Source organism: Brevibacillus laterosporus LMG 15441 (assembly GCF_000219535.2).
GTDB classification, from domain to species: domain Bacteria; phylum Bacillota; class Bacilli; order Brevibacillales; family Brevibacillaceae; genus Brevibacillus_B; species Brevibacillus_B halotolerans.
The window spans coordinates 4,612,465-4,628,750 of record NZ_CP007806.1 but is presented as its reverse complement, the minus strand read 5'-3'; the positions used below and the strand labels follow the sequence as shown (position 1 = coordinate 4,628,750).

The window sequence follows — 16,286 nt, the reverse complement described above, 5'->3', positions numbered from 1 at the left end:
TTACTAACATAGAAAAGCAGGTATGGTCCTTTGCTATATGCGAAAAGACATGCCTGCTTTTACATTTCTACATATAAAAAAAGAGATAATAACATGTTGGGAAGGCCTACTAAAAAAAAATGTACGGCCCACATTTGCTGTTTTTTGTGTTTTTTATCATAAAAAAGAGAGCGTTCATGCATTCTGCTACTATCTAATAGAAAGGTAGAAATGAATGCGCTGATCCCCCAGAATAAGGCACCAAGGATAACAGCTACTTTAAGCATGAGCAGGTGGTCTTGAATGAGTAATGAGACGAGGAGTGAGACAAGTAAACCTAAACTTAATGATTTTAACATGAATCCCCTCTCCTTTCTCACTCATTTTTACGCTTGGCAGGCCGAAAAGGTTACAGGAAAAAATGCCATAAATCTGTTCTTTATTACGGTGATTGGATAACGAAGGGGAACGTGCTATACTTTGAAGAAAAAATTCGGGAGGAACCCTACGATGCAACCAATATCTGACAAAGAATGGAACCAATTTAAGCAAAAGCATGAAGATACAGCAATTATGCTAATTACGTGCCCTGATCGTCCCGGGATCGTCTCAACAGTTTCCCGATATCTATATGAACAAGGTGCTAATATCATTCAATCTGACCAATATACAACCGACCCAGAAGGTGGACGCTTTTTCATGCGGATTGAATTTAAGCAAAGCCGTCTACAAGAGTGCTGGGAGTCATTAAATCAGGGGTTTGAACCGATTGCCAAACAGTTTGAGATGGAATGGAAGCTAGTAGAGGCATGCAAGCGTAAGCGTATGGCCATTTTTGTATCGAAAGAAGATCATTGCCTAGTAGAATTGCTGTGGCAGTACAGTGCAGGATACTTACATGCGGATATTGCGATGGTTATCAGTAATCACTTGGATACGAAAGATATTGTAGAAGCGATGGGGATTCCTTTCTATCATATTCCTGTGACAAAGGACACGAAACAAGAAGCTGAGCAAAAGCAAATCGAGCTCATCAAAGGCAAGGTAGATATGATTGTATTAGCTCGTTATATGCAGATTTTATCGCCGACCTTCCTGCAAGATTTTCCATGCCAAATTATCAATATTCACCACTCCTTCTTACCAGCTTTCGTAGGAGCAAAGCCATATGAACGAGCGTATGAGCGTGGCGTTAAATTAATTGGTGCTACTGCGCATTACGTAACGGAAGAACTGGATGCGGGCCCGATTATTGAGCAGGGAGTAGAACGTGTGACTCACCGTGATGATGTAGATGATCTTAAGCGTTTGGGTAAACAAATAGAGCGGACCGTGTTGGCCCGCGCTGTTCATTGGCATTTAGAAGATCGAGTTTTGGTTCATCAAAATAAAACCGTAGTTTTCCCATAAAGATCGGGCAATTCTTGCTGTAGAACGTGGTTGATATAGGAGATGACCTGCTGAGATTCAGGGCCATGTAAAATAATATGACCAGAGTTTGGGAAGTATTGAACAGTGGTTTGCTTGCTCGTCACCTTTCGCTGTAGATACTCTGCGCTAACAGCTTGAACAGTATCATCCCTTTTCCCCTGAATAATGTAGTACGGGCATGTAACACGATGCATCATGAGCTTTGTTTCAGCTAAAAGCCTGCGGAACTGGAGCATGCTAGTAAGCGGAATACGGAACAGGCTAGCCAGATATTTGTTGCTGTAGTTACTGAAGTCTTCTTTTAAATTAGAAAGGGATTGGGGAATATCCCAATAGTAGTATGGTGTACACAGAGTAAACAAGAGTCGAACGGGGTAACGAGCGGCTAGATGGAAGGCAAGTAGGCCACCCATTGAAAAACCGATTATCACTGTGATATCTACGCGCATGCTAAGTCGTTGATAGGCATGCTCGGCTGAATGTATCCATTGCTGGCGAGTTGAATGCTTCAAATGATAACGATCGGTCCCATGACCTTCTAATGTAGGGCATTCAACAGTATAGCCCTGACTACGCAAAAATTGAACGAGAGGTAGCACATCATTCATTTTGCCTGCAAATCCATGTAAAACAAGAAAGCCAAGCGTGGTAGCCATTTGCAAGCTCCTTTCTAAATAAAAAAGGCGACCCAAGGGTTGCCTTTTTTTGCCTAGAATACAGGGATTCTTAACTCTAACAAGCGCAACAGAGGAGATGCTTTTGCATATGTGCAAAGCCAAGCTTACGATGTCTTGTTAGGTTATGCGAAATGAAATGAAAGTAACCGTGTTAGACGATAACGGTTTTTAACTCGTTTGCCACTTGGAAGGAAGCGGCGGTGCAGGCTTTAATATCATCTGCTGTGAAGCCATCCGCTACTTCGATTAAAGTAAGGCCTTCTGACGTTACGTCAAATACTGCACGATCAGTAATAATCCGGTTAACCACTTGTTTCCCGGTTAAAGGGAGCGTGCAGGCAGGAAGAATTTTGCTCTCTCCATGCTTATTTACATGCTCCATGATCACCACAATTTTTTTTGCACCGTGGACCAAATCCATGGCCCCGCCCATTCCTTTTACCATTTTTCCTGGAATCATCCAATTAGCTAAATCACCCTTCTCGGATACCTCCATCGCACCCAGAATGGCCAAATCAATATGACCTCCGCGGATCATGCCAAAGGACTCAGCAGAGGAGAAATAGGAAGCACCAGAAATGGCAGTAACGGTCTCTTTTCCAGCGTTGATCAAATCAGGATCGATATCATCAGCATACGGATAAGGGCCGATGCCCAGTAATCCATTTTCTGATTGTAAAACTACGGTTTTACCCTCCGCAATATAGTTAGCCACCAGTGTAGGCATACCAATTCCCAAATTTACATAAAAACCATCCTCGATTTCCTGAGCGGCACGCATGGCCACTTGCTCGCGAGACAAGGTCATGGATAACTACCTCCTTATTTTAAACAGTGAGTAAGCGTACGATTAAACATTATCAATGTTTGTGATTGTTCGATAATATTTTTAATAATGTTATATCAAGCTTTCTGAACAGTGCGCCGTTCGATACGTTTTTCAAAGGAAGGGGCTTTAATCAAGCGTTGTACGTATATGCTTGGAGTATGAATATGATCAGGGTCAAGTTCACCTGCCGCTACGATTTCTTCCACCTCAACAAGCGTGATTTTACCAGCCGCCGCCATCATTGGATTAAAGTTACGTGCGGTTTTATGATAAATGAGATTACCGAGCGTATCTGCCTTCCAAGCTTTGATTAATGCAAAATCACCGGTAATCGCAGTTTCCATTACGTATTCTTTATCATTAAATATGCGAGTTTCACGTCCTTCGGCAATAGGTGTACCGACACCAGCCGGTGTATAAAAGGCAGGAATGCCAGCCCCACCAGCACGAATTCTTTCCGCTAACGTACCTTGTGGCGTTAATTCTACCTCCAGTTCGCCGGAGAGGAATTGCCGCTCAAATTCTTTGTTCTCCCCTACATAAGAGCTGACCATTTTCTTAATTTGCTTTTGCTGTAGCATGAGGCCAAGCCCCCAATCATCCACGCCGCAATTATTTGAAACCACGGTTAACCCCTTGACCCCTTTATCACGCAAGGCAATGATCAGATTTTCCGGAATACCGCAGAGACCAAACCCACCTACTAATAACGTAGCCCCATCATGAATATCCGCAACCATGTCGTTATATGATTCATAAATCTTTGCCACGATGCACCTCTCCCTCCTGTTTAAAAAAAGCTATCACAGTTTTGTACGATCTGGGATGTGTGTAAGCGTTTTATAAGATGAATTTTATCAGACTATTCAAAAAGATAAAAGGGTAGAACACAACTTTAGCGACCTATCATATCTTTTCTTTTTAAGGTAAGATTACTAAGGATAGATAGAGAGTTTTGAAACGGAGGAAACCTGCATGATAAAAATGTTTGTAAGCGATTTGGATGGCACTTTACTAACAGATGAGAAAAAAATTGATCCGGCCGATCGTGAGGCATTGCTGTTTTTAGCTCAAAAGGGAATCCAAATTTGTATTGCCAGCGGTCGTATTGATAGAGATATTAAATGGGTCATTGAGGAGCTAGGTCATCAGTGCCATCGTGTGAGCCAAAATGGTGGTTTTGTTATTACGCGAGAAGAGCAGTTACTGCATGCTTGCGATTTTGATCCAGAGATGGCTCGGAAATTGTGTGAGACAGGGCAGGAATTCGATGCAATAAGCTTGGTGAGTGTAGGCGATGATGTGTACCTGACGAAAAAAACAGCGTACAAGGAAATAGAAGAGGCTCATAAGGAACAAATTAAAGAGGAGCCAAACCTTATTAATATGTTCAGCGATCAGCTAAAACCAACTAAATTAACATATATCGGTGAAATGGAGACATTAAAGCAATTACAGCAAAAGGTTCATGAGCTCTACCCTGAACAATTTGATTCATTTGTATCCTTTAGCGATTGTCTAGATTTAATGCCTTTACATGTTAGTAAAGGAGATGGTGTAAGCCGATTGATGGACAACCTAGGTCTATCACCGGATGAAGTGGCTTGCATCGGGGATTCCTACAATGATCTGCCTATGTTTGAAGCAGTGACACACAGCTTTGCCATGGGACATGCTGATGAGCCTATTAAAGAAAAAGCGGCTCATACAGTAAAGAGCGTGCGCGAGGCAGCAGAGTGGGTCGCTTTGCAAAACGGCTGGCAGTTGACACCTTCATATTCATCTAAATAGCAGGAATATAAGACGCGGCTTCCACGTATCATGTGGGGCTGCTCTTTTATTTTTGTTTTTGTGGTAATTTTATTTTTTAAATTCCCTATCATTTGGAGCAAGAATAAATAAAGCGAAACAGATGCTCGCGGTAGCCGATGATGAGCTGTCAAAGGGGTAACTTTGCCAGTTATTTGGTAATTGGCGGAATAATAGAAGGAAAAGAAATTATGTAAATGATGGTAATTTAAATCCAAATGAAGGAAGGAAAGAAGAGGATATGGCAGAAATAGAAGATAGACGGGAAAAGCTATGTTCGGAAGATTTTCAACCCTTACTACGTACCAATAGATAACTAAATAACAGGTAACCATGGATTTGGCATAAGCAGTAGACCAAAAAGGGCTGTCAACTCAATGGATAGCCCTTTTTCCATTGGTCAAGCTTTCAGGTATAATAGTGAAAATCAGTTTATTTCACAAAGAGGTGACCCATGAATCGTCGAAAGGGGCTGGTGTACGTATGTATTCTACTATTGGCACTAGCTGTTCAATTTGTATTTTCTTCTCAACCGTATGGACAACAGGATATACGCGGACAATTAAAAAAATATCTCGACCTACATGATGTTCAGGAGAAAGTTGGAAATATTTCATTTCAATATGTAAACAAGGAGGTAAGCTTTGAAAATAATGGTGTAGAAGGAGTTTTAGAATTTTTCATTCGTAAAGGAGGCCATTTCTTTGGTTTTATGTTCATTGGAATCATGCTGTTCCAAGCCATTCGCTATTTCTCTTCCCCTGCTTATTCATTGCCATGGAGCTTGTTTTTAAGCCTATTTTTAGGGGTGCTAGATGAATGGCATCAGTCCTTTACACCCGATCGCTCTGCACTCGTTACGGATGTTGTGCTTGATTTTTCGGGAGCCTTCATTGGCATAATATTTTTATTTGTCTATACAATTTTCAGAAAAAAACAAAAAAGTTTAAAAATGTTGTAACAGAATACTCACAGGTGTTAACATTTTAACGTAGGGTTGATGATAAAATTTAGAAAATCAACCATCATAAAGAGAGATAACACCACTATAGAATTAGGAAAAAGAAGGGAAGTCTGTTAAATGAAAGTACCTGTTGGTATTTCAAACCGTCATATTCACTTATCACAACAAGATCTGGATCAATTATTTGGACCTGGCTATGAACTTAAAAAGCTGAAAGATCTAAAACAAGTTGGTCAGTACGCAGCAGAAGAAACGGTTAACATTGTTGGACCAAAAGGTAGAATTAATAAAGTGCGTGTATTAGGACCGGTACGTAAAGCGACCCAACTAGAAGTATCCCGTACGGACAGCTTTGTCTTGGGTGTAGAGCCTCCAGTACGTGATTCTGGAGACATTAAGGGCAGCCCTGGTATCACTCTCGAAGGTCCTCATGGAACTGTTACCATTGATGAAGGTGTTATCATTGCATTCCGTCACATTCACTTCTCTGAAGAAGAAGCAAAAGAATTTGGCGTAAAAGACAAACAATTTGTTTCCGTTGAAGTTCCAGGAACTCGTTCCATTGTGTTTGAAAATGTATTGTGCCGTGTGCATAAGGATTTCCGTTTGGAATTGCACATTGATACGGACGAAGCCAATGCTGCTGGTCTTAAAAACAACATGGAATTAGAAGTTATTGTACCAGTTGATAATCGTGACACCTATTCTAAGTTTAAAGCACAGGAGAAAAAGCTAAGTCTTGTTCTTAACTGCGGTAGTTCCTCTGTGAAATATCAATTGTTCGAATTGCCTTCCCGTAAGGTAATCGATAAAGGCATTGTAGAAGAAGTAAAACGCGATGCTTATGAACAAGCTATTAATGCTATCTTTGATAAATACAAGCAATACGATATCTCTATGGTATCTCATCGTGTCGTTCACGGTGGAGAGGATTTCAAGGAATCCGTGATTATTACGGACGACGTAAAACAAAAAATTGATGCATTGTCTCGATTTGCACCACTTCATAATCCTATCAATCTACTAGGAATTGAATTGGCGCAAAAAATTCGTCCAGATGCACTACACGTAGCCGTATTTGATACAGCTTTCCATCAAACAATGCCTCCAGTATCATATTTGTACCCATTGCCATATGAGTACTACGAGAAATACGGCATTCGTAAATACGGCTTCCACGGAACGTCTCACCGTTATGTTGTTCAACGTGCTGAGCAATTAATGGGTACTCCAAAAGAAAAATTACGTCTAATTAGTTGTCATATTGGTAGCGGTGCAAGCATCACGGCTGTTCGCTATGGCCAATCCATTGATACATCTATGGGTATGACTCCACTAGCGGGTGTAATGATGGGTACTCGTAGCGGTAACATTGATCCAGGTATCTTGCCATACATCGCTGAAATCGAAAAAACAGATACAGCGGGTGCAATGGAGATTTTGAACAAAGAAAGCGGTGTGCTAGGTTTATCTGGCATCTCCAGCGACTTGCGAGACATTGAAAAAGCAACAGCAGAAGGTAATGAGCGTGCTAAATTAGCACTTGAATTATTCGCTCAACGCCTACATGACTTCATTGGTTTGTACTTGGCTCGCTTAAATGGCATCGACGGTATCATCTTTACAGCAGGTGTGGGCGAAAACAGTGAATTAGTTCGTCAATTGGTATGTAACGGACTAGAATACGCTGGTGTTATTCTTGATAAAGAAGCAAATCGCAACAACAAAGGGGAGGGCTTCATCAACAGTCCTTACTCTCCAGTGAAGATTATGGTAATCCCAACTAATGAAGAATTAGTGATGGCTACCGATGCTTACCAGCTTTTCCTAAATAAAACAGATATGGTACAAGTATAAAAGTGAAGAATGGGCTTTTCATTAAATCGTTTTGTCTGCTATACTTAGGAAATGAGCCTGTATGAAGTGAGGTTCTCGACACTTGGTGAAAAGATAAAAGGAGTGCAAAATGGATGGCAGTAGAAGTTGGAAGCATCATTGAAGGAAAAGTGACGGCAATTAAACCTTTTGGTATGTTTGTTGCTGTGGATGAAACGCAACAAGGACTAGTTCACATTTCCCAAGTTGCAAATGGTTTTGTAAAGGATATTAATGATCACTTTTCCGTTGGAGCTGCTGTGAAGGTTAAAGTACTCTCCATCGATGATGCGGGTAAGATCTCCCTTTCCGTTCGCGCAGCTTTACCAGCACCAGAACGCGAAGCTCGCGACGAACAAAAAGATCGTGGTGGAGAACGTGGCGGCTATCGTGGTGGGGGTAATCGTGGTGGAGACCGTAGCTTCAGTAAGCGTGACACTCCTAAGGACTCGTTTGAGGACAAAATGAAAAAATGGTTGAAGCACAGCGAAGAAAATATAGCTACCATCAATAAAAAACAGAATAAGCGCGGATATTAATCGTAGCGATGTTATAAACAGAAAAGAGGAACTATCATAGTTCCTCTTTTCTTTTTCATGTTTTAGCATAAAATCTGGATAAATATAGAGAACAGGTGGTAATAAAGCATGTGGAGAGAACTTTTGCAGGGTGTTACTGAGATCATTCAAATTACGGAAGAAGAACGAGCTATTCCGCAGGTGGCATTGTTCACAGTAACCTATCGTAGCGATATACACCTAGTAAAAGCACTTTTAGCTATTCCAGATCAGAAATTACAATCTCAGCCTAAAGCAGAAGGTCTTTTGCCAGCCCTTCTATACTGCCGAGGCGGCTATAAAAAAGTCGGAAGAGTTCAGCCAATGCGAATCTCTCAAATGGCAGCTTTCGGCTATGTTATTATTGCTCCTCACTATCGGGGAAATGAGGGCGCCCCTGGTAAAGACGAATTTGGCGGAGCAGAGCTAGAGGATGTGCATCAAGCTTATGGTTTACTTGCTAACATGCCTTTTGTAGATCGCAGCCGGATACATCTGTATGGCTTCTCCAGAGGGGCAATGATGGCACTGCGCGCTAGCATGATACCTAACCGTTTTGCGTCCGTAGTTGTTTGGAGCGGTGTAAGTGATATGCATCTTACGTATGCAGAACGGGAGGATTTGCGGCCCTTGTTGAAAAAAATGATGGGTGACCCAGATTCTGCTCCCGAAGCGTATGAGAGCCGCTCACCAGTGAGGGAGGTAGAAAAAATCACCTGTCCCGTGTTAATCATTCATGGCAAAATCGATCAGAATGTTGGGGTAGAGCATGCGAATCGTTTGGCGAAAGCTCTTGTCCTGCATCATAAACCACATGAGTTGTGGTTGGTAGAGGATGAGTCCCACTTATTTACTTCGGAGCAGATTGGAGAATATACGAAAGCTATGTTTCGTTGGTTAGAAAGCATTTCTATTAAATAGATAATAGGATAAGTAAAGCCAGTTAAATTAACATATCAATGTTTAACTGGCTCTTTTAGTAAAAGTAAATTATTTTAATTATTGACAATATATTGAATTGAAAGTAAATTTAAGTAAAGTTATATTATGCCATTTATAGAAGGGAGGTGAGAGTATGAAAAATTATACAACACCAAAAGTGAAAGTAGTAAACCCTGGCGTAATTGATGTAGTTGATTCTTGTCAATGTGGTGCAAAAAATGGAGCAGGAGCGTAAGACACATAGGCAATATTAGTAATGGCACTACTTGTAAAAATAGTGCCATTACTATTTCTATTAGGAAAGGAATGATACGATGTTAGTAACCGATGATGTATTAACTTTTCCAAGATTAGCTGTCTATCGAGAAAAGGAAGACTATATTATTCATAATTACTTGGTGAGTAGTTGGATTGTGTTGAATCAGCAAGAATATGAAATAGCGCATGAAATGATTTACAACAAAAAGTCACCGCAGGGTTTAATTGATGAACAGTACGATGCAAGTTTGGTAAAAAGGGTCATTGGTTTGATTAGACTGTATAAGATTGATAGCTTTAAGGTAGATACTGAGAACAAGCAAAGTATGCATAAACCTGTACCTAAATCTGTTTATTTTGTTACAACATACAAATGTAATTTAAATTGTGTCTATTGTTATGCAGAAAGTAGCCCCAACAGATCTATGGATAATGATATCTCTACCGAAGAGGCTAAAAGAGTCATCACAGAAGTAAAGGAATTAGGGACAAAAACGATTGTTTTTACAGGGGGAGAGGCATTTTTACGAAAAGATCTCGTGGAATTAATGGAATATTCCGATTCCTTAGGGTTACATGTCCATATGATTTCAAATGGTTCTTTTATTTCTAACAAAGAGATAGCTAACAAAATTGCCGAGATTACGAAATTAGTAACGATAAGCCTTGATTCCATGATCGAGGACGAGCATGACAAAAATAGGGGAAAAGGATCGTGGCAGAAAGCGAAAAAGGCCATTGATTTATTGCTAGAAGCTGGTTGTAAGTTAAAAATTAACCAGACAATCACGAAAAATAATATGGATGCTGTGGAGGACGTAATCGATTATACAAATAAAAATAACATCAGGCTCATTATAGCTCCTGTAGCTTCATTAGGAAGAGGCAAGACTCACGAACACGAATTAAATTATGTGCAACGTATAAAAATCGAAAACACAATCATCAACAAACAACCTAACTTTGATGCTGTTAACCAGTTTTACATTAAAAATCATTGTGGTCACGCGTACAGTGAGTTTTCGGTTGATAGCAAAGGCGATGTATTTCCCTGTAAAATCATGCATAATCCCCAGTTTTTAGGTGGGAATGTAAAAGACAAATCGTTAGAAGAAATTTATTACGAATCTCCAGTCTTTACTGCATCACGAAACAGAATCACGGATAACTTACCGATTTGTGGAAAATGTACATTTAAACATATGTGTGGAGGTGGATGCAGAGCTATCCAATGGAGCGATACAGACAGTATAGATGGCACAAACACGGAAGAATGCAAAATTATAAAAAGTAACTTGAAAAAACATATGTGGAATTATTTTAGAAAATCAAAAGAGGAGGTTCCTTCCTAATGATGTCTCCCTATCAAGTAAACAAAGATATCTTCTATGATCAAAATGCAGAGGGTATATTTGTCCTTACACCTGAAGGACAAACGATATTGTTTGAGGATGAAGTAGCCTGTACACTGTGGACACATATTTGTACGAAAGAAACAATTACGCTTGAAGAGATGCTAAAAGAGATATCGGGAAAATTTAATGTTAATACAGAAAATACGATGATTACAAATGATATACAGATGTTTTTAGATGAATTAGTTAGGCATAGGTTACTTACTACCTAGGTAATGTTTCTATTTGCTATCATGACAACGAAAATGATGGATATCAACGCCAAACAATTTGGGGCATGACCATCTAAGATAATAAGTAAGTACATGCAATCATGCCCTGTAGCATCTAAAAATATTTGTACGTTAAGAAGGAGATTTTGGTTTGGATATCATAAGAATATTCAAAAATAAAAACTATACATATCTTTTTCTGGCGAATGTAACCTCCTCTATGGGCAATAAAATTGGTCTTATCGCATTCACATTATATATTCTTACAAGATTTTCTTCACAGCCTATCTTTGCTACCATTACAGAATTAATGTACTCTCTCCCCATGCTTGTCATTTTCTTGTTCATTGGTGCTGTAGCAGATCGTTTTGACCGCAAAAAGATTGCTTCTTGGGCGGATTTTATTTGTGCTTTTCTTTCTCTAGGATTACTTTTTTCTATTGCCATTGATTCCATCGTCCTTTCCTTTTTCATCATATTTGTGAGGAGTGCAGTCTCTAATTTTTTTGGTCCTGCACAAAGAGCTATCATGCAAGGCATTTTAACCGAAAAGGAATATCCAGTAGCTACCGGTTTAAATCAAATGGTAAACAGTATTCTTATATTAGTAGGCAGTTCCATTAGTATCTTTCTTTATTGGCACATTGGTATAGAGGGAGCAATCTTGGTAGATGCCATATCATATCTGGTATCTGGATTGCTAATCCAATTATGCAATATCAAAGTAGAAATCAGATTGCCAAATGGTGAGAAATCGTGGAAAGATGTATCAATAGTAGCCTTGCTATCAGATTTCAGCAAAGGTGTTCGATATATTTGGAATAATAAACTAGTATTAGCCATATCAAGTGCTTTTTTTCTATTTGGAATTATAAATGCCGGTTATGCACTCATTCCTACTTACGCATTGAAGTATAAACTTGCTCCAGAGTCATATGAGACAGTATTGCTATGGATGGGGATTGTGTCAGGGGTAGGTTCTTTGTTTGGAAGTGTAGTCGGGTCCTATTTAGCAACTAAAATGAAACTATATCACATAGCAGTTCTTTCCCTTATAATTATGGGGAGCTCGGTTGTTTTCTCAGGTCTTACGAACAACGTCTCCATTTTTATTCTCCTTGATTTTTTCATTTCTTTGGCTTTTCCCTTATTAAATATAGGTTTTGGCGGTTGGTTGCCAAGCCTCGTTGACCCCAAAATAATTGGAAGAGTATACGGGTGCCTTACGCCTATGATGATGCTGTCACATTCTGTTACGTTGGGGATTATCGCAGTTACGTTCCCTGTCTATATAAGTGTAAGCTTCTTATTCTTCATACACGGCACATGTATGCTTCTAGCGGCCATTTTTTACTACTATATCTTTCAAAAGAATTTTGCAAATAAGCGAGTTGTTGAGCAACAGATGTAAAAGCGAATAATGGAAACAATTCGTTTGAAAAATCGCTTTTTCCCCCTATGCCCATTCGTTATAATGAAGAGACAAAAGGATGATAACGGATCCATGTAGGTAACTAAAAAAGCGGGGAATTCATGTATGCAGCAAAATTTGTTTGAGCAGTACCAGCATAGTGATATTGATGAATTGGCAGATGTTATAGGTGAATTACTACAAAATCCAATTACCATTGAAGATTTGGATCATCGATTGATTGCTTATAGCTCTCATGGTGATAGTACCGATCCAGCGCGTTGGTCTACGATTATGGGACGGCGTGTGCCAGAAACAGTATTAGCACGGCTCTGGAAGGATGGCGTTTTTCAACAGCTCTTTTCGCAAAAGGACCCCGTACATATTCCTGAAAAGAAAGAGATTGGACTTGGAAAACGGGTTGCAATTGCGATACGCAGAGGCAATGATATCTTGGGCTATATCTGGGCGCAGGAGGTAAATCGTGCCTTGACCTCCTGGGATGATGAAATTCTTCGTCAGGCTGCTAAGGAAGCGGTGCCTCGACTGCTACAACGACAAGGAAAGCGCAAAGCCGAGCAGGATAGACAAAAAGAATTCCTCTGGGAGCTTTTACTTGGTGGACATAGCGAGGAGACGAAGCTGCAACAGAAGGCGATTAATCTACACATGAAGATTGTTCCTCCATTGATGGTTTGTACCATAGAGGTTCTGGAAGGCAAGGGTGAACAGCTGCACCAATTGCTTTATCCTCTATTGATGCGAGATAAAATGTATAGCTTAACAGATGGTTCTCAGCTGATTTTGCTTCTGCAGCACCCTAAAGGGCAAGCTGCTACAGAAGACGCGTTGGTTACTTATTCTGAGCAATTTTTAGGGGAATGTATGTCCAAGCTCACAGATAAGTTTGGAAAGGGAAAAGCCCATATTGGCTGTGGCCGCCCGGTTTGTTCCCTCATTGAAGGGCGTCAAAGCTATCAGGAGGCTTTGCAAATGAATGTGATCAAACGGCTGTTTCCTCAGGAGACAGAGCGGATACTGAGATTTCAGCAATTGGGAATCTACCGTTTCTTGCCTCAGATTAAAAGCTGGAATAAAGAACAAGCCTACAAGAATGATCAGCTAGCTAAACTGCTTTATTATGATCAAGAAAACCAAACGAATTTAACCGAAACGTTGGAGGTCTTTCTCGATCATGTCGGAAAGGTTAACCGAACAGCGGCTCATCTGCATATCCATATTAATACGCTTAGCTATCGTTTAAAGCGCATTGAAGAAATCATGCAGATTGATTTAGATGATCCGAACCTGCGATATTCACTCTATATTGATTTAAAGGTAATGAAGCTGGGATAGTTCTTTTGCGCATTTGTGAAAATTCACAAACGAACGCTTTTTCTCTCAAAAGAATCTCTAATGCCCCCTTTATGAAAACGCTGTATTATTGAGAAGTGAAGAAAATATTGTAAGTGAAAGAGAACTGAGCAGGGGCTATCAAGGGGAGGATTTAATTATGATTATCGGAATTCCTAAAGAGATTAAAAACAATGAGAACCGTGTAGCGATCACGCCTGCTGGAGTGACAGCATTGGTACAAAGCGGTCATCAAGTATTAGTTGAAACAAATGCAGGGCTAGGCAGTGGATTTATTGATACTGAATATCAAGCAGTGGGGGCTACTATCGTTCCAACAGCAGCAGATGCTTGGGCAGCTGATATGGTGATGAAAGTAAAAGAACCACTTGCTTCTGAATATAACTATTTCCGTGAAGGACAAATTTTATTTACTTACTTGCACTTGGCACCAGAACCAGAATTGACCAAAGCATTGGTTGATAAAAAAGTGATTGCGATCGCTTATGAAACCATCCAAATGCCAAATGGCTCACTTCCGCTGTTAATGCCGATGAGTGAAGTAGCAGGACGTATGTCTGTTCAAATCGGAGCTCAATTCCTTGAAAAACCATACGGCGGTAAAGGTGTACTTCTAGGAAGCGTTCCAGGCGTTCCAAAAGGTGAGGTTGTCATTGTCGGTGGTGGTATTGTAGGTACTAACGCTGCGAAAATGGCAGTAGGCTTAGGTGCAAATGTTACGATTTTAGACATTAGTGCTGATCGTCTTCGTCAATTAGATGACCTATTTGGTGGACGTGTTCACACATTGATTTCTAACAGCTTTAACATTGCTAACGCAGTGAAAAAAGCAGATTTGTTAGTAGGAGCAGTTCTAATTCCAGGTGCACGTGCGCCACGTCTGGTAACAGAAGAAATGGTAAAAACAATGGCACCAGGGTCTGTGATCGTTGACGTTGCAATTGACCAAGGTGGTTCTATTGAAACGATTGATCGCATCACTACACATGATAACCCAACCTATGAAAAGCATGGGGTTATTCATTACTCAGTAGCCAATATGCCAGGAGCAGTAGCTCGCACATCTACACTTGCTCTAACAAATGTAACTGTTCCTTATGCTGTGCAAATTGCTAATAAAGGATATGTGGAAGCAATCCGTAGCAACCAAGCTCTAGCAAAAGGTGTTAACGTTATTAATGGTCAAGTAACCTATAAAGCAGTAGCGGATACACACAATCTGCCATTTGTTTCTTTGGAAGATGCGTTACTAGTAGCAAGTAAATAAGAAGTTCCAAATTATAAAAATAATTCATTTGAAAAAGTGCCATACTTTTTGTTAAAAAAGGTATAGCACTTTTTCTTTTTTTGACTTTCTATCCAATGCCAAAGGTTTGTGGTATGCTCTTATATCGAGAACAGAATATGCGTTAGGAGTGAAGTGGCAACAATGTATAAGCACCTAAAAAAGTTTATCTTTAAAATGGATCCTGAATCGGCACACGAGAATGCGATTAATGGACTACGAATGGCTGACAGCATTCCTTTAGGCAAAAAGGTATTAAACATGATGTATGGCTATGAAAATCCAATGCTCGTAAACAAAGTATGGGATATCGTTTTCCCTAATCCGGTAGGACTGGCGGCTGGGTTCGATAAAAATGCCGAGGTGTATATTCCGCTCGGATTAATGGGATTCGGCCATGTAGAAGTCGGCACGTTAACTCCGCTAGCTCAACCAGGTAATGACAAGCCACGTTGTTTTCGCTTAAAGGAAGATCAGGCGATTATCAACCGTATGGGTTTTAATAACCACGGTGTACAAGCAGCAGCGAAATCCTTAAGTCATTATCAGGATGCCTGCATGCCAGTTGGGGTAAACATTGGAAAAAATAAACTAACTCCTAATGATCAAGCAGCAAGTGACTATGAAAAATGCCTCGAAGCGCTCTATCCCTATGGTCATTATTTTGCGATTAATGTAAGCTCACCTAACACTCCTAACTTACGTGACTTGCAGGAAGTAGATAGTTTACGTCATCTTTTGCGGACAATCCGTAAGAAGGCGGATCAGCTAGAGAAATACGGTGCGAAGCGTAAACCAATCCTTTTAAAAGTAGCCCCAGACATGTCGGATGAGCATATGAGCGATGTTGTTTATGTTGCTTTAGAAGAGGGAATGGATGGTTTGATTGCTACCAACACTACTCTGTCTCGAGAGAGTGTTTCCGATCGCAGGCTGGCGAAGGAAGCAGGGGGACTGAGTGGTCCAATGCTATTGCCACGTGCAACCGAATGCGTTCGTGATATTTATAAAGCAGTAGGCGACAAAATGCCTATCATTGGGGTAGGGGGTATCTTCACTGGTGATGATGCGTACCGCATGATGAGAGCAGGTGCGTCTATGACCCAGATTTACACGAGCATGATCTATGTGGGACCTGGTGCTGCCACAGAGATTAACAAGCGTTTGGTTCAGCTTATGAAGCGAGATGGATTTACGCATATTAGTGAAATTATTGGGATTGATCATAAATAAAGGTGCAATTCTACTAAAAGGAGCTCTTTCATTTT

16 protein-coding genes and 1 pseudogene are annotated in these 16,286 nt (G+C 40.3%); 13 read left to right on the top strand and 4 right to left on the bottom strand.

The features are described 5' to 3' along the window. Positions 1 to 59: 59 nt before the first annotated feature. Positions 60 to 338 carry a DUF5316 family protein gene (locus BRLA_RS20425; RefSeq protein ID WP_022585532.1) on the bottom strand — a complete coding sequence of 93 codons (279 nt, stop codon included), beginning with the start codon at positions 336 to 338 and terminating at the stop codon, positions 60 to 62. 151 nt (positions 339 to 489) lie between these two features. Here BRLA_RS20425 and purU point away from each other — a divergent pair, with 151 nt between their 5' ends. Then, a complete protein-coding gene (purU, locus tag BRLA_RS20420) occupies positions 490 to 1,389 on the top strand; it encodes a formyltetrahydrofolate deformylase (protein WP_003334476.1) in 900 nt (299 codons plus the stop codon). Here the strand turns inward: purU and BRLA_RS20415 are convergent. The 3 genes from BRLA_RS20415 to BRLA_RS20405 all read right to left on the bottom strand — a co-directional run bounded on the left by BRLA_RS20415 (position 1,362) and on the right by BRLA_RS20405 (position 3,686). Then, entirely contained in the window at positions 1,362 to 2,066 is a 705-nt protein-coding gene (locus BRLA_RS20415; RefSeq protein WP_003334477.1) for an alpha/beta hydrolase, read from the bottom strand. The genes purU and BRLA_RS20415 overlap by 28 nt on opposite strands. A 172-nt stretch (positions 2,067 to 2,238) precedes the next feature. Next, the gene (locus tag BRLA_RS20410) at positions 2,239 to 2,895 is read right to left on the bottom strand and encodes a CoA transferase subunit B (protein ID WP_003334478.1); all 657 of its coding nucleotides are present in this window, start codon (positions 2,893 to 2,895) and stop codon (positions 2,239 to 2,241) included. Between the two features lie 95 nt (positions 2,896 to 2,990). Further along, on the bottom strand, positions 2,991 to 3,686 hold the full coding sequence (locus tag BRLA_RS20405) for a CoA transferase subunit A (protein ID WP_003334479.1): 696 nt from the start codon (positions 3,684 to 3,686) through the stop codon (positions 2,991 to 2,993). Between the two features lie 205 nt (positions 3,687 to 3,891). Here BRLA_RS20405 and BRLA_RS20400 point away from each other — a divergent pair, with 205 nt between their 5' ends. From BRLA_RS20400 to BRLA_RS20350, 12 genes and pseudogenes are all read left to right on the top strand, one after another. Then, the gene (locus BRLA_RS20400) at positions 3,892 to 4,707 is read left to right on the top strand and encodes a Cof-type HAD-IIB family hydrolase (protein WP_003334480.1); all 816 of its coding nucleotides are present in this window, start codon (positions 3,892 to 3,894) and stop codon (positions 4,705 to 4,707) included. 472 nt (positions 4,708 to 5,179) lie between these two features. Continuing rightward, positions 5,180 to 5,686, top strand: a complete 507-nt coding sequence (locus BRLA_RS20395) for a VanZ family protein (protein WP_003334481.1) — start codon at positions 5,180 to 5,182, stop codon at positions 5,684 to 5,686. A gap of 120 nt (positions 5,687 to 5,806) precedes the next feature. Beyond that, a pseudogene (pduL, locus tag BRLA_RS24905) lies at positions 5,807 to 6,304 on the top strand (phosphate propanoyltransferase); the annotation flags it as partial. A gap of 150 nt (positions 6,305 to 6,454) precedes the next feature. Beyond that, positions 6,455 to 7,546 (top strand): acetate/propionate family kinase, encoded by a 1,092-nt coding sequence (locus tag BRLA_RS24900; protein WP_233882867.1) that lies wholly within the window; start codon positions 6,455 to 6,457, stop codon positions 7,544 to 7,546. Positions 7,547 to 7,659: 113 nt separating this feature from the next. Next, positions 7,660 to 8,103, top strand: a complete 444-nt coding sequence (locus tag BRLA_RS20385; RefSeq protein WP_003334483.1) for a S1 RNA-binding domain-containing protein — start codon at positions 7,660 to 7,662, stop codon at positions 8,101 to 8,103. A gap of 108 nt (positions 8,104 to 8,211) precedes the next feature. Next, a complete protein-coding gene (locus BRLA_RS20380; RefSeq protein ID WP_003334484.1) occupies positions 8,212 to 9,042 on the top strand; it encodes an alpha/beta hydrolase family protein in 831 nt (276 codons plus the stop codon). Between the two features lie 335 nt (positions 9,043 to 9,377). Then, entirely contained in the window at positions 9,378 to 10,673 is a 1,296-nt protein-coding gene (locus BRLA_RS20375) for a radical SAM/SPASM domain-containing protein (RefSeq protein ID WP_003334485.1), read from the top strand. Further along, positions 10,673 to 10,948 carry a PqqD family protein gene (locus BRLA_RS20370; protein ID WP_003334486.1) on the top strand — a complete coding sequence of 92 codons (276 nt, stop codon included), beginning with the start codon at positions 10,673 to 10,675 and terminating at the stop codon, positions 10,946 to 10,948. Before BRLA_RS20375 ends, BRLA_RS20370 begins: the two co-directional genes overlap by 1 nt. A gap of 151 nt (positions 10,949 to 11,099) precedes the next feature. After that, on the top strand, positions 11,100 to 12,359 hold the full coding sequence (locus BRLA_RS20365; RefSeq protein ID WP_003334488.1) for an MFS transporter: 1,260 nt from the start codon (positions 11,100 to 11,102) through the stop codon (positions 12,357 to 12,359). 126 nt (positions 12,360 to 12,485) lie between these two features. Then, entirely contained in the window at positions 12,486 to 13,715 is a 1,230-nt protein-coding gene (locus BRLA_RS20360; protein ID WP_003334489.1) for a PucR family transcriptional regulator, read from the top strand. 157 nt (positions 13,716 to 13,872) lie between these two features. Continuing rightward, positions 13,873 to 15,000, top strand: coding sequence for an alanine dehydrogenase (gene ald, locus BRLA_RS20355; RefSeq protein ID WP_003334490.1), 1,128 nt, complete (start codon positions 13,873 to 13,875; stop codon positions 14,998 to 15,000). 162 nt (positions 15,001 to 15,162) lie between these two features. After that, positions 15,163 to 16,251, top strand: coding sequence for a quinone-dependent dihydroorotate dehydrogenase (locus BRLA_RS20350; protein WP_041752413.1), 1,089 nt, complete (start codon positions 15,163 to 15,165; stop codon positions 16,249 to 16,251). Positions 16,252 to 16,286: the final 35 nt, after the last annotated feature.

Coding starts and splice junctions, on each gene's coding strand:
- BRLA_RS20425 (WP_022585532.1), bottom strand. CDS start 338: ATGTTAAAATCATTAAGTTTAGGTTTACTTGTCTCACTCCTCGTCTCA.
- BRLA_RS20385 (WP_003334483.1), top strand. CDS start 7,660: ATGGCAGTAGAAGTTGGAAGCATCATTGAAGGAAAAGTGACGGCAATT.
- BRLA_RS20370 (WP_003334486.1), top strand. CDS start 10,673: ATGATGTCTCCCTATCAAGTAAACAAAGATATCTTCTATGATCAAAAT.
- ald (WP_003334490.1), top strand. CDS start 13,873: ATGATTATCGGAATTCCTAAAGAGATTAAAAACAATGAGAACCGTGTA.
- BRLA_RS20395 (WP_003334481.1), top strand. CDS start 5,180: ATGAATCGTCGAAAGGGGCTGGTGTACGTATGTATTCTACTATTGGCA.
- BRLA_RS20380 (WP_003334484.1), top strand. CDS start 8,212: ATGTGGAGAGAACTTTTGCAGGGTGTTACTGAGATCATTCAAATTACG.
- BRLA_RS20400 (WP_003334480.1), top strand. CDS start 3,892: ATGATAAAAATGTTTGTAAGCGATTTGGATGGCACTTTACTAACAGAT.
- BRLA_RS20410 (WP_003334478.1), bottom strand. CDS start 2,895: ATGACCTTGTCTCGCGAGCAAGTGGCCATGCGTGCCGCTCAGGAAATC.
- purU (WP_003334476.1), top strand. CDS start 490: ATGCAACCAATATCTGACAAAGAATGGAACCAATTTAAGCAAAAGCAT.
- BRLA_RS20350 (WP_041752413.1), top strand. CDS start 15,163: ATGTATAAGCACCTAAAAAAGTTTATCTTTAAAATGGATCCTGAATCG.
- BRLA_RS20360 (WP_003334489.1), top strand. CDS start 12,486: ATGCAGCAAAATTTGTTTGAGCAGTACCAGCATAGTGATATTGATGAA.
- BRLA_RS20375 (WP_003334485.1), top strand. CDS start 9,378: ATGTTAGTAACCGATGATGTATTAACTTTTCCAAGATTAGCTGTCTAT.
- BRLA_RS20415 (WP_003334477.1), bottom strand. CDS start 2,066: ATGGCTACCACGCTTGGCTTTCTTGTTTTACATGGATTTGCAGGCAAA.